This is a genomic window from Avibacterium paragallinarum (genome assembly GCF_011765605.1).
Classification (GTDB): Bacteria; Pseudomonadota; Gammaproteobacteria; order Enterobacterales; family Pasteurellaceae; genus Avibacterium; species Avibacterium paragallinarum.
The window spans coordinates 474,130-486,754 of record NZ_CP050316.1; the positions used below are offsets into that span (position 1 = coordinate 474,130).

Here is a 12,625-nt window from a genome sequence, read left to right on the forward strand (position 1 = left end):
TTCTCTTTTTTATTCTACCACACGCAATGCGACTAAGGTTTCAAAGGCTTTGCCCGTGGCAAGCACATCAAGCACTTTTTCGGCGTTATGTTTGAGATCTTCATAGCCGAATAATTTCATTAATAGCGCGGTGTTCATTGCTACGGCTTGGGCGTGTTCTGGCTTGCCGTTGCCTTGTAAAAGTGCGGTCAAAATTTTTGCATTTTCTTCAGGTTCGCCGCCACGCAGGCTTTCTAATGGTTGCGGCTCAAAGCCGAAATCATAAGGGCTTAGGCTGTAACGTTCAATTTTACTATCACGAATTTCCGCTACTTCTGTTTTGCCGTGAATCGCCACTTCATCTAAGCCAGCACCGTGTACCACAATGCTGTGTTTATGCCCTAAACGCATGGCGGTTTCAGCATAAGGAGCAATGAGATCGGGGGAATACACGCCTAATAATTGGTGTTTCGGGCGAGCTGGGTTACACAATGGCCCTAAAATATTGAAAATAGTGCGTGTTTTTAGCGCTTGGCGAACTGGCACGGCGTGCTTAAAGCCAGGGTGATATTGCTGCGCAAATAAAAAGCAAATGCCAATTTCATCAAGGGCTTGGCGTGCTTGTTCGGCACTGATATTGATATTTACCCCTAAAGCACTTAATACATCGCTTGTGCCTGTTTTGCTTGATACGCTACGGTTGCCGTGTTTCGCTACTTTTAAACCACAAGCTGCGCCAACAATGGCGGAGGCGGTGGAAATATTAATGGTGTTTGCCCCATCACCGCCTGTGCCAACAATATCCGCAAAGACATAATCAGGTGTTGGGAAGCTATTGGCATTGGCGAGTACGGCATTAACCGCACCGCTGATTTCTTCCGCCGTTTCGCCACGTAATTTTAATGCGATTAAGGCAGCGGCCAATTGTTCATTGCTCAATTCCCCTTGCAACACCGTATTGAACAGGGTTTCCGCTTGGGCTTGAGTTAAAGGTTGTTTCTCAAAAAGTTGGTTAAGAAGTTGTTCTGTTTGCATAGGGTATTCCTTTTCTTTTTATTAAAGCATAAGTGCGGTGCTTTTTTCTTAAATTTAACGATAAATGCTGTAGCTGAGATCTTTGGCCTCATCACCTGTCATTCCGCGAAATCCCCAGCAGTGGGCAGGTTGCTCTTTGATGGTGATTTCCACGTCAATCGGGGCGAGATTGAGTTTATTTTCAAGTTCGCAAAATAGCATTTTTATTAAACGTTTTTTGGTAAATTCTGTACGCCCTTGCATTAAATTAATTTCAATGGCGGTGAAATCTTGGCTGCGGCCGCTTGGGAGATACAAATCGTCCGCGTCTGCGCCTTGGAAATAAATAAAATGTTTGCCTGCAGGAATGTCCATTTCTAAGTTTAGGCAATGGTAAATAATCTCTGCCAGTTGCGCTTTGCGTGCGGTAAGGCGTTCTTTTAATCCATACACAATAATCATCGCTTTATCCTTAATCGCGGTGAAGCAACCAATTTACCGAGTTTTCTAACAATTTCCCCCCTTGCACGGTAAGAATGCTTTCTGGGTGAAATTGAAAACCACAAATCGGCAGGGTTTTGTGGCGAATTGCCATAATAATGCCGTTATATTCGGCGTTCACCACAAATTCATCGGGCAAATTTTCCCCTATTAAGGAATGGTAACGTGCCACGGGCATTGGGTTGCTCAAGCCGTTAAACATTGCTTGTTCATCGTGTTGAATGTTAGAAACTTTGCCGTGTAGCACTTCACCAGAATGCACCACATCACCGCCAAAGGCTTCGATCAGGGCTTGATGCCCTAAACAGATGCCGATCATCGGTACTTTTCCTTTTAGGCGTTGAATGAGCGGGAGCAAAATGCCCGCTTCTTGCGGATTACCCGGCCCCGGAGAAAGAGCAAGAATGCTGTTGGGTTGCAATGCCATTTTTTCCACTAGCTCAATGTCGCAATCGTTACGGTAAATTTGCACTTGGTGTCCGAGCGTGCGGAATTGATCCACCAAGTTATAAGTGAAGGAATCGAAATTATCTAAAAATACAATATTTGCCATAATCTTTCCTTATTGAGCAAGCTGGTTGGTTTGCATAATGGCGTGGATCACCGCACGAGCTTTGTGGCGGGTTTCATCGGCTTCCATTTGCGGATCGGAATCTAGCACTTCACCACAGCCCGCTTGGATATAAGCCACGTCTTTTTGTACGAAAGCCGAGCGGATCACAATGCAGGTGTCAAAATTGCCGTCTGATGAGAGATAGCCCACTGCACCGCCATAGCTGTGGCGTTTTTGTTGCTCCACTTGATAGATGAGTTGCATCGCTTTGATTTTCGGTGCGCCCGTGAGCGTCCCCATATTCATACAGGCTTGGTAGGCGTGTAGAGCATCAAGTTCAGGGCGAAGTTTTCCGACCACACGAGAAACCAAGTGCATAATGTGGGAATAGCGATCCACTTGCATTAAATCTTTCACTTGACGCGTACCGCTTTGGCACACGCGTGCGATGTCATTACGGGCTAAATCCACCAGCATTAAATGTTCCGCCAGCTCTTTTTTGTCTAAACGCAATTCTAGCTCTAAGCGTGCGTCCAATTCAGGATCAATATTGCCTTGAGCGTCAAAACCGCGTGGGCGAGAACCCGCAATCGGGTAAATTTCCAACTGGCGAGAATCTTGGCTATATTTCAACGCACTTTCTGGCGATGCTCCAAATAGGGTGAAATCTTCATCTTGCATATAGAACATATAAGGGCTTGGATTATTCACCTTGAGGTGACGATAGGTCGCCAGCGGGTTTGGGCAAGCCATCGAAAAACGGCGAGATGGCACAATTTGAAACACATCGCCAATATTAATGTGGTGCTTTAAATGTTTAATAATGGCTTTGAATGGTGTGTCTTCAATATTGACATTCACTTCTGTTGAAGCGGGCTGAATGGTTAAGTGCGGTTCGATTTTTTGTAATTTTTGCGTAATTTGCACCGCACTTTGTTTTACTGCACTGAGTGCATTTTCGCTAAAACAAAAGCTGTGAAGCTGAGCTTGCTGTTGCTGATGATCGAGAATGAGCAACTGTTCCGCGAGATAGAAAACATAGTCGGGGCAGGTTAAACCGTCATCTTGCAGTGTAATGTTTTCCATTGGAATAAAATTCGCCACTAAATCATAGGCGAACAAACCGCCTAAAAAAATCGGCGTATCCCTTGTTTTATAAAGATCCGTTAAGCAACGCAAGCCGTCAAAAATGGTCGGTGCTTGCAATTTGCTGTCCTCATCAAGATTATGACTAAGTGGAGCAAATTCTGTAATGAGCTGATTATGTTGTAATGAAATGCGTTGTGTAATGGGTTGCAATTTTTGTTGAATGAGAGGGAGCAACGCCACACCATTTTCATTTAACGCCGTAAAGGTAACACATTGTCCTAAGCAACTGATTTTTAACGCCGCATTGATTAATAATAGACTTTTTAAGCTATTTTTACTGCTGATTTCAGCGGATTCAAGTAACAATGTGTTTTTTTGATCTTGGCACAAAGTTGCAAATACTGCAGTGGGATCGTTGTGATAACCCACTTCTTGCAAAAAAACGTGGAGGAAAGGCGTTGTCATCAGAATTCCTTTGTTGCATAAAATAATTGTGTACTATTAAACTAGTACAAGGGAGGTTTGTCAAGGATTGTTTTTTATCAAAAAGGAAAATTTAGCCAGAACGGCTTGTTTAATTGATTTTGCTAATAAAAATAGAAAAAATGTTGGTAAAGAATATCCCTCACCAACATTTTACATTTAGATTGAATGCTAAAATTAGCCTTATTTCAAACTGCCCACCATATCTTTAGGACGTACCCATTCGTCAAATTGCTCAGGGGTAACCAAACCAAGATTAATGGCTTCTTCTCTTAATGTTGTGCCATTTTTATGTGCAGTTTTCGCGATTTTCGCCGCATTTTCATAACCGATATGAGTATTTAATGCCGTTACCAACATTAAGGAATTTTCAAGTTGTTGCTTAATGCGTGGGTGATTTGGTTCAATACCACTTGCACAATGCTCATCGAATGATATACAAGCGTCCGCTAATAATTGGGCAGATTGCAAGAAGTTGTACGCCATCACAGGTTTGAATACGTTAAGTTGGAAGTGCCCTTGTGAGCCCGCAAAGGAAATGGTGGTGTCGTTGCCTAGCACTTGTGCACAAACCATTGTGAGGGCTTCGCACTGCGTTGGGTTCACTTTACCCGGCATAATTGATGAACCCGGCTCGTTTTCTGGGATTAAGATCTCACCAATTCCTGAACGCGGGCCTGAGGCTAATAAACGAATATCGTTGGCAATTTTGAACAATGACATCGCTAATTGTTTTAACGCACCGTGGGTTTCCACAATGGCATCGTGTGTTGCCAAAGCTTCAAATTTATTTTCAGCGGTAATGAATGGCAAACCTGTGAATTTTGCGATATATTCCGCCACTTTTACATCATAGCCTTTTGGCGTATTCAAGCCCGTGCCGACTGCCGTGCCACCTAGTGCAAGCTGTGCAAGGTGTGGTAAGGTGTTTTTCAATGCACGCAAACCAAAATCTAATTGTGCGGCATAAGCGGAAAATTCTTGTCCAAGAGTGAGTGGCGTGGCGTCCATTAAGTGAGTACGCCCGATTTTCACCACATCTTTGAAAGCTTCCGCTTTGGCAGCGAAGGTTTTTTGTAAACGTTCAATGCAAGGAATGGTTACTTCAACCACTTTTTTATAGGCGGCAATGTGCATTGCGGTTGGGTAGGTGTCGTTAGATGATTGAGATTTATTCACATCATCATTCGGGTGAATAATAGATTTTTCCCCTAATTTTCCGCCGTTTAGAACGTGTGCTCGGTTAGCAATCACTTCATTTAAATTCATATTAGATTGCGTGCCTGAACCCGTTTGCCAAATCACCAATGGGAATTGATCATCAAGTTTATGGGCTAAAATTTCATCGCAGGCTTGCGCGATTAAATCGCGTTTTTCCACTGGCAATACGCCTAGCTCATTGTTTGCGTACGCAGCGGCTTTTTTCAAATAACCAAACGCCTCGATAATTTCGTGGGGCATTGAAGCCGCAGGACCAATTTTGAAATTGTTGCGCGAACGTTCTGTTTGTGCCGCCCAGTATTTATCAGCTGGTACTTTCACTTCGCCCATAGTGTCTTTTTCAATACGAAATTCCATTCTAGTTACCTCAAATGATTGAATTAATAATAAGAAAACGCCTTGAGTTTAACACTTTGGGAGTAGGAATGGAACGTAAAGGGCAGGGCGAATTTTTTGTTTTGTGATATAGATCATAAAGAGCGGTAAGATTTTTTTGAATTTTTTGATAGCGCAAAAATTAATGTTTTCTATTTCGCGGATTTTTCGTTAAAATTATACGTTTAAGAATTTGATTTCATACAGGCAAAAGACGCAGTTTTATGGCAAAGCAAGCACAGTTTTACATTCTACAAAAAACACAACCCAAAGTGCCATTGTCCGCAATGGAAACCTTGGCTTGTGATTTGGCTGCGCAAGCTTGGCGATTAGGCAAAAAAGTGCTGATTAGCTGCGAAAGTGAAGAACAGGCTTTTCGCCTTGATGAAGCCCTATGGGCAAGAGAGCCAGAAGAGTTTGTGCCGCATAATTTATCGGGCGAAATCACCCAATATGCCACGCCCATTGAAATTAGCTGGGCGGGAAAACGTAACGCACAACGCCGTGATCTGTTAATTAATTTACAAGCTCAAGTGCCTGATTTCGTGGCAAGTTTTACCCAAGTGATCGATTTTGTTCCTAGCGATGAAGCACAAAAAGCCATTGCCCGTGAACGTTATAAACAATACCGCCAATTAGGCTGGCAACTTAGCACGGAGCAAGCCTGATGTCGTGGATTGCAAAATCTTTCGCCCAACTTAGCACAGAAGAATTGTTTGCGATTTATCAATTACGCACCGCCGTGTTTGTAGTGGAACAGCAATGTGTCTATCAAGAAGTAGATCACTGGGATAAAAGTGCGGTGCATTTTTGGCAAGAATTTGATGGAAAAATCTGTGCCTACTGCCGAATTATCCTACAAGATGACGGTGTGCATATTGGCAGAGTGTTAGTCGCACAGCACGCACGAGGCAAAGGCTTAGCTAAAGCATTGGTGCAACAAGCATTAGCTTATTGCCAACAACATTGGACAACTCAACCCGTGCTAATCCAAGCTCAAACCTATTTGCGGAATTTTTATCAATCTTTCGGCTTCCAAGCCATTTCAACGGAATATTTAGAAGATGGCATACCGCATTTGGATATGAAATTAGTGAGCTAAGGTTGGAGGAAGAAATAATGAAACCAATGACAAAAGAAGAAATCATTGAACAGCAATGGCAATTAGCCATTCGCTTTAAGCCTTGGATGGAAGATAAGAAAAAACGTGAAATTCTCACCTTCCAGCGTCCCAATGGAAATATTGTGCGCCATTATCCTGATGGACACGAAGAAGTAATTGAATATGCGAAATAATTTAGCCATTTTTTATTGCGGTACGAATGGGGCGGGTAAAAGTACGTTGCGTTCTTTTAATCAAGATCGGGTACAAGTGGTGATTGATTCCGATCATATTGCGATGGAAATTAATCCACAAAATCCACGATTGGCAGATATTGAAGCAGGAAGAAAAGCCGTTGAATTATTTAAGTATGCCTTAAAAAATCAGGTTTCATTTTCAATGGAATCGACTCTTGCAAGAGTGCGAAAAGGCGGCCATTTTATTGATGAAGCCACAATTCGTAAACGCTATGAAATCAGTAGGCAGAATTTAATTTTAGCTTTGCCACTGTGTGATGAAATATTTATTTATGATAATTCAGCAGAAATGCCAATACTTATTTTTCATCTTTTTAAATCAAAAATGATTACACAATTTGAACAATTATTACCTGATTGGTGTGAGGATTTATTAAGAGAATTATCCAGTGGCACGAAGAAGTAATTGAGTATGGGAAATAACTTAAAATTTATCGATTTTTGCTCTGGTATTGGTGGCGGGCGACTGGGCTTAGAATTAAATGGTATGCAGTGTATTGCTCATAGTGAGATTGATCCTGCTGCTGATAAAACTTATCAACTCTTTTTTAATGATAAAAATAATTTAGGTGATTTAACCAAAATTCAGATAGATACTTTACCTGATTTTGATCTTATGCTTGCGGGATTCCCTTGTCAGGCATTCTCTATCGTTGGGAAACGAGAAGGGTTTGAAGATGAAAGAGGGCAAATTATTTATCATTTGATTGATATATTAACTTGGAAAAATATCCCTTATTTTATCTTAGAAAATGTGAAAGGGTTAGTTAATCATAATAAAGGAAAAACGCTGAAGTCTATTTTATTTTTATTGGAACAAACAGGATATGATGTTTATTATCAAGTTCTAGATAGCCAATTTTATGGTGTACCTCAAATGCGAGAGCGGATCTATTTTATTGGTATTAGAAAAGATATTAAGCATCAACCTTATAAATTTCCCGAAAAAGTAGAATGTAAGGCGATTGAACATTATTTAAGTGATGAAAGAAATTATTTTTTTGATAAGGATAATCTTACTTTTAAAAAATATTTAACTAATAAATATAATCAAGGGAAAATCGATCTTAATACTATTTTGAAGCAGGACTACAACGTTATTGATTGGCGGCAATCTGATTTTCGATTGTATCAAGGGAAAACGCCCACTTTGCGTACCGGACGGCACGGGATTTTATATACAAAAAATGGAAAACTACGCAAACTAAGCGGATATGAGGCATTACTTTTACAAGGTTTTCCCATTGAAACAGCACAGAAAGTGATTGAATATCAATTACCCGACAGCAAAGTGCTTTCCCAAGCTGGGAATGCGATGACGGTAACAGTTATTCATAAGTTGGCTGAGAATTTATTACGAAGTATAGGAAAATAAAATGGATTTGGTTCAATTGGGTTCTCAGACCGCTCGAAATGGCTTTAAAAATGAACAAGATGTTGCCAATCGTTTTAATAATTGGAAAAACAGTTGTGAAGCCCAGAAATGGCTACAAATTATGGGCTTTGATATCTCAAAAATAGAGAAGGTCAAGGCAGTTGTATTAAGTGGCTATAAAACAGATGTTAATGTTCAAGTTTTTATTTTTTCTCAAAGTGCGGTGGATATTCGTAATATTCAAGTGAAGTTGGTTAGTAATAGACGTGGCTTTAATCAAATAGATAAACGTTGGGTAAGAAATTATCAGGAAATGTGGCATTTCAATGAAGAGATTTTAACCTTATTGCAATTTTTTACCGGTGAACGAAAACCTTATAGGACGGATACAAAAAGTAAAAAACGAATGTTTATGACGGAATTTACGCAACAAGAACAGAGCCTTATTTTAGATTGGTTCAAGAAAAATAAAATGCTCGTTCTTATTGATATTATTCGAGGTCGAGGAGAGTTTGCAGCCGAATGGGTACTTGTTGCCCAAAAGATACAGGATAATGCACGTTGGGTGCTTAAAAATATTAATGATGTTTTGCAACACTATAGCGAGGGAAATGTTGAGATCTCGCCAAGAGGCTCAATAAAATTAGGTAGGGTAACTATTCAACGTAAAGGTGGCGATAATGGCAGACCTACGGCAAATATGTTGCAATTCAAAATAGATCCTACAGAATTATTTGACATAAATTATTAGAATAGAGAGTAACAATGACACAAAAATTCCAAATGGCAGATCGTTTTGATCCCTCTGCCGTAGAACAAGCACTTTATAAACACTGGGAAGAAGCGGGCTATTTTAAGCCGAATGAAAACCCGAATGCGCCGAGTTATTGCATTGCGATTCCACCGCCGAATGTAACAGGATCGTTGCATATGGGGCACGCTTTCCAACAAACCTTAATGGATACCCTGATCCGTTTCCACCGTATGGAGGGGGATAACACCCTTTGGCAAGCGGGGACAGACCACGCGGGGATCGCCACGCAAATGGTGGTGGAGCGTAAAATTGCAGCGGAAGAGGGAAAAACTCGCCACGATTACGGCCGTGAAGCCTTTATTGAAAAAATCTGGGATTGGAAAGCGTATTCAGGTGGCACGATCAGCCAGCAAATGCGACGTTTGGGTAACTCCATTGATTGGGAACGTGAGCGTTTCACAATGGACGATGGTCTTTCTGATGCGGTGAAAGAGGTGTTTGTGCGCCTGCACGAACAAGGCTTGATTTATCGCGGGAAGCGTCTTGTAAACTGGGATCCTAAATTGCACACCGCCATTTCTGATCTAGAAGTAGAAAATAAAGAGAGCAAAGGCTCGCTCTGGCATTTCCGCTATCCGCTAGCCAATGGCGAAAAAACGGCAGATGGCAAAGATTATTTAGTGGTTGCTACTACTCGTCCTGAAACAATGCTGGGCGATACCGCGGTGGCAGTTCACCCAGAAGATGAACGCTATCAATCTCTTATCGGCAAAACCGTGATTTTACCGTTAGCAAACCGTGAAATTCCGATTATCGCTGATGATTATGTGGATCGTGAATTTGGTACAGGCGTGGTGAAAATCACACCTGCACACGATTTTAACGACTACGAAGTGGGCAGACGTCATCAATTACCAATGGTAAATGTGATGACATTAAATGCGGATATTCGTGATGAGCCTGAAATCATCGGTGTGGACAACAAACCTTTAGTGGATTATGTGGCTGAAATTCCCGAAAAATATCGTGGAATGGAGCGTTTTGCAGCACGTAAGCAAATCGTGGCGGATTTTGATGCCTTAGGCTTGTTGGAAGAAATTAAACCGCACGATTTGAAAGTGCCTTACGGCGATCGGGGTGGCGTGCCGATTGAGCCAATGCTGACCGATCAATGGTATGTGAGCGTAAAACCGTTGGCAGAAGTGGCAACCAAAGCGGTGGAAGAGGGCGAGATCCAATTCGTGCCGAAACAATATGAAAACCTCTATTTCTCGTGGATGCGTGATATTCAAGACTGGTGTATTTCTCGCCAACTTTGGTGGGGACATCGCATTCCTGCTTGGTATGACGCAGAGGGCAACATTTATGTGGCACGCAGTGAAGCTGAAGTGCGGTCAAAATATCACTTAAATTCTGATGTAAAACTGAAACAAGATGAAGACGTGCTAGACACTTGGTTCTCATCGGCGTTATGGACATTCTCTACCCTTGGCTGGCCACAGCAAACAAAAGAGCTGAAAATGTTCCACCCTACAGATGTGTTAATCACAGGATTTGACATCATTTTCTTCTGGGTGGCACGAATGATTATGTTCACAATGCACTTCATCAAAGATGAAAATGGCAAACCGCAAGTGCCGTTTAAAACCGTGTATGTAACAGGTTTAATCCGCGATGAAAACGGACAGAAGATGTCAAAATCAAAAGGCAACGTGCTTGATCCGATCGATATGATCGACGGCATCAGCCTTGAAGATCTGTTAGAAAAACGCACCGGCAATATGATGCAGCCGCAATTAGCGGAAAAAATCGCTAAAGCCACCCGCAAAGAGTTTGCCGACGGCATTGCCGCTCACGGTACTGATGCCTTGCGTTTCACCCTCGCCGCCCTTGCCAGCAATGGACGTGACATTAACTGGGATATGAAACGTTTGGAGGGTTACCGCAATTTCTGTAATAAATTGTGGAATGCGAGCCGTTTCGTTCTAACCAATGAAAAGCTAGATTTATCTGAGGGCAAGGTGGAATATAGCCTAGCGGATCGTTGGATTCAATCAGCGTTTAACCGTACAACCCAAGCTGTTCGCACTGCATTCGGGCAATATCGTTTTGATTTAGCCGCCAACGTGATTTATGAATTTACTTGGGATCAGTTCTGCGACTGGTATTTGGAACTCACCAAGCCTGTGTTTGCTCAAGGCTCAGAAGCTCAAAAACGTGGGGCGAGCCGTACGCTAGTGAATGTGTTGGAAAAATTGTTGCGTTTAGCTCACCCGATTATTCCATTCATCACGGAAGAAATCTGGCAAAAAGTGAAAGGCTTTGCGGGCGTGAGTGGCGACACCATTATGCTTCAGCCTTATCCTCAATGTGAGCCGAGTCAAATTGATGAGCAAGCCGAACAGCAAATCAACTGGCTGAAAGAGATTATCATCGCAGTGCGTAATATCCGTGCGGAATGTAATATCGCACCGAGCAAAGAACTTGAGTTATTGCTGCGTAATCTGACAAGTGCCGAAAAAACGGTGCTAGAAAATAACCGCACTTTATTGCAGGCAATGGCGAAGCTCGAGCGAGTTGAAGTGCTAGAAGCGGGGAGCGAAGCCCCGTTCTCGGTAACGAAATTAGTGGGAGGAACAGAGTTGCTGATTCCAATGGTAGGTTTCATCGACAAAGCCACCGAGTTAGCACGCTTAACCAAAGAGTTAGAAAAACTCAATGGCGAAATTGCTCGCATTGAAAACAAGTTGAGCAATGAAGCTTTCGTGGCAAAAGCGCCAGAGCAGGTGATTGCCAAAGAGCGAGAAAAAATGCAAGGCTACCAAGAAGCCATTACAAAAGTTCAAACTCAATACCAAGCGATTGAAGCACTGTAAATCTTGTGAAATATCCCTCTTTTAACGAGGGATATTTTTTTAAATAGTGTTTTCTAATTAGAAAAATATGCTTTAAAATACTCAACGAGTACCTATTTTCTGTGATTGTTACATCCTATGAAATTAAATTTCCCTACAATTCTGACCCTATTCCGTGTGATTTTAATCCCATTTTTTGTCTTGACGTTTTATCTCCCTTTTTCTTGGGCGCCATTTTTAACCACTGCGATCTTTTTTGTCGCAGCTGTTACAGACTGGTTTGATGGCTATCTAGCACGGAAATGGAATCAAAGCACGCCATTTGGGGCGTTTTTAGATCCTGTGGCGGATAAAGTAATGGTGGTTGCCGCCCTAGTTTTGGTGGTGGAGTATCAGCATAGCTTTTGGGTCACCTTACCCGCAATCGTAATGATCTCAAGGGAAATTATCGTGTCTGCCCTGCGTGAATGGATGGCTGAAATCGGCAGCCGCAACAAAGTGGCGGTGTCTTGGCTCGGAAAAGTGAAAACCGCTTCACAAATGCTCGCATTAGGCGGTCTATTATGGCGTTATAACGCGTTAATGGAAATTGCGGGCATCGTGTTCTTATATATCGCTGCCATTTTGACCGTTTGGTCAATGCTACAATATCTCAAAGCCGCAAAAGATAATTTATTAGAAGAATAAAATTTTTCCAAATTGCTCCTCACTTGGATACTGAGTGAATAATATGCCAAATTCTAGACGCCTAGGAAGTTAAATATTGAATTCTGTATTTATAGGCTTAAGTGTTTTAACTTAGGATTAATCTACTGTTCGTTGTAATAGCGAATAGCCTCGTGTAGTGCTACATCCAGTTCCGCTGCATAGGCAAACTTCAAGGAAAACATTTCGGCTTTACAATGCCAAAACTTGCTATCTCCGCATTTTTTCAGATGGCATTATTTAAAATAAGCCGCTCATTCTTCGATTTCTCCTAATTCTGTTTTAGCTATTCTTAATCTAGTCAATACAATTCACTTTGTCTATACTGTGCAACTTATTCATTTATTGTCGTTTCAGTTCAA

At 41.8% G+C, this 12,625-nt stretch carries 13 protein-coding genes; 8 read left to right on the plus strand and 5 right to left on the minus strand.

Annotation, left to right across the window (positions count from 1 at the left end; translation table 11 throughout):
- Positions 1–9: 9 nt before the first annotated feature.
- The 5 genes from trpD to fumC all read right to left on the minus strand — a co-directional run bounded on the left by trpD (position 10) and on the right by fumC (position 5,197).
- Positions 10–1,014 (minus strand): anthranilate phosphoribosyltransferase, encoded by a 1,005-nt coding sequence (gene trpD, locus HBL79_RS02455; protein WP_035685982.1) that lies wholly within the window; start codon positions 1,012–1,014, stop codon positions 10–12.
- Positions 1,015–1,068: 54 nt separating this feature from the next.
- Complete coding sequence (locus HBL79_RS02460; RefSeq protein ID WP_035685979.1) at positions 1,069–1,455, minus strand: tautomerase family protein; 387 nt, start codon at positions 1,453–1,455, stop codon at positions 1,069–1,071.
- 10 nt (positions 1,456–1,465) lie between these two features.
- Complete coding sequence (locus HBL79_RS02465; protein WP_035685976.1) at positions 1,466–2,047, minus strand: aminodeoxychorismate/anthranilate synthase component II; 582 nt, start codon at positions 2,045–2,047, stop codon at positions 1,466–1,468.
- Between the two features lie 9 nt (positions 2,048–2,056).
- Positions 2,057–3,601, minus strand: a complete 1,545-nt coding sequence (gene trpE / locus HBL79_RS02470) for an anthranilate synthase component I (RefSeq protein WP_035685972.1) — start codon at positions 3,599–3,601, stop codon at positions 2,057–2,059.
- 201 nt (positions 3,602–3,802) lie between these two features.
- Positions 3,803–5,197, minus strand: coding sequence for a class II fumarate hydratase (gene fumC, locus HBL79_RS02475; protein WP_046097426.1), 1,395 nt, complete (start codon positions 5,195–5,197; stop codon positions 3,803–3,805).
- A gap of 242 nt (positions 5,198–5,439) precedes the next feature.
- On the opposite strand from fumC, the gene HBL79_RS02480 reads away from it, so the two are divergent.
- The 8 genes from HBL79_RS02480 to pgsA all read left to right on the plus strand — a co-directional run bounded on the left by HBL79_RS02480 (position 5,440) and on the right by pgsA (position 12,245).
- The gene (locus tag HBL79_RS02480; protein ID WP_035685967.1) at positions 5,440–5,883 is read left to right on the plus strand and encodes a DNA polymerase III subunit chi; all 444 of its coding nucleotides are present in this window, start codon (positions 5,440–5,442) and stop codon (positions 5,881–5,883) included.
- Positions 5,883–6,317 carry a GNAT family N-acetyltransferase gene (locus HBL79_RS02485; protein ID WP_035685964.1) on the plus strand — a complete coding sequence of 145 codons (435 nt, stop codon included), beginning with the start codon at positions 5,883–5,885 and terminating at the stop codon, positions 6,315–6,317. Before HBL79_RS02480 ends, HBL79_RS02485 begins: the two co-directional genes overlap by 1 nt.
- 17 nt (positions 6,318–6,334) lie before the next feature.
- Entirely contained in the window at positions 6,335–6,511 is a 177-nt protein-coding gene (locus tag HBL79_RS02490; protein WP_156127773.1) for a hypothetical protein, read from the plus strand.
- Positions 6,501–6,980 (plus strand): zeta toxin family protein, encoded by a 480-nt coding sequence (locus HBL79_RS02495; protein ID WP_035685960.1) that lies wholly within the window; start codon positions 6,501–6,503, stop codon positions 6,978–6,980. Before HBL79_RS02490 ends, HBL79_RS02495 begins: the two co-directional genes overlap by 11 nt.
- A 6-nt stretch (positions 6,981–6,986) precedes the next feature.
- A complete protein-coding gene (gene dcm, locus HBL79_RS02500) occupies positions 6,987–7,949 on the plus strand; it encodes a DNA (cytosine-5-)-methyltransferase (RefSeq protein WP_035685957.1) in 963 nt (320 codons plus the stop codon).
- A gap of 1 nt (position 7,950) precedes the next feature.
- Positions 7,951–8,700, plus strand: coding sequence for a PDDEXK family nuclease (locus tag HBL79_RS02505; RefSeq protein WP_017807249.1), 750 nt, complete (start codon positions 7,951–7,953; stop codon positions 8,698–8,700).
- Between the two features lie 14 nt (positions 8,701–8,714).
- Complete coding sequence (locus tag HBL79_RS02510; protein ID WP_035685954.1) at positions 8,715–11,579, plus strand: valine--tRNA ligase; 2,865 nt, start codon at positions 8,715–8,717, stop codon at positions 11,577–11,579.
- A 117-nt stretch (positions 11,580–11,696) separates the two neighbouring features.
- Positions 11,697–12,245, plus strand: a complete 549-nt coding sequence (gene pgsA, locus HBL79_RS02515; protein ID WP_035685951.1) for a CDP-diacylglycerol--glycerol-3-phosphate 3-phosphatidyltransferase — start codon at positions 11,697–11,699, stop codon at positions 12,243–12,245.
- Positions 12,246–12,625 lie beyond the last annotated feature (380 nt).

What these genes read in the sequence shown, in the direction of transcription:
- trpD (WP_035685982.1), bottom strand. Translation starts at nt 1,014, where the DNA reads ATGCAAACAGAACAACTTCTTAACCAACTTTTTGAGAAACAACCTTTA.
- HBL79_RS02460 (WP_035685979.1), bottom strand. Translation starts at nt 1,455, where the DNA reads ATGATTATTGTGTATGGATTAAAAGAACGCCTTACCGCACGCAAAGCG.
- HBL79_RS02465 (WP_035685976.1), bottom strand. Translation starts at nt 2,047, where the DNA reads ATGGCAAATATTGTATTTTTAGATAATTTCGATTCCTTCACTTATAAC.
- trpE (WP_035685972.1), bottom strand. Translation starts at nt 3,601, where the DNA reads ATGACAACGCCTTTCCTCCACGTTTTTTTGCAAGAAGTGGGTTATCAC.
- fumC (WP_046097426.1), bottom strand. Translation starts at nt 5,197, where the DNA reads ATGGAATTTCGTATTGAAAAAGACACTATGGGCGAAGTGAAAGTACCA.
- HBL79_RS02480 (WP_035685967.1), top strand. Translation starts at nt 5,440, where the DNA reads ATGGCAAAGCAAGCACAGTTTTACATTCTACAAAAAACACAACCCAAA.
- HBL79_RS02485 (WP_035685964.1), top strand. Translation starts at nt 5,883, where the DNA reads ATGTCGTGGATTGCAAAATCTTTCGCCCAACTTAGCACAGAAGAATTG.
- HBL79_RS02490 (WP_156127773.1), top strand. Translation starts at nt 6,335, where the DNA reads ATGAAACCAATGACAAAAGAAGAAATCATTGAACAGCAATGGCAATTA.
- HBL79_RS02495 (WP_035685960.1), top strand. Translation starts at nt 6,501, where the DNA reads ATGCGAAATAATTTAGCCATTTTTTATTGCGGTACGAATGGGGCGGGT.
- dcm (WP_035685957.1), top strand. Translation starts at nt 6,987, where the DNA reads ATGGGAAATAACTTAAAATTTATCGATTTTTGCTCTGGTATTGGTGGC.
- HBL79_RS02505 (WP_017807249.1), top strand. Translation starts at nt 7,951, where the DNA reads ATGGATTTGGTTCAATTGGGTTCTCAGACCGCTCGAAATGGCTTTAAA.
- HBL79_RS02510 (WP_035685954.1), top strand. Translation starts at nt 8,715, where the DNA reads ATGACACAAAAATTCCAAATGGCAGATCGTTTTGATCCCTCTGCCGTA.
- pgsA (WP_035685951.1), top strand. Translation starts at nt 11,697, where the DNA reads ATGAAATTAAATTTCCCTACAATTCTGACCCTATTCCGTGTGATTTTA.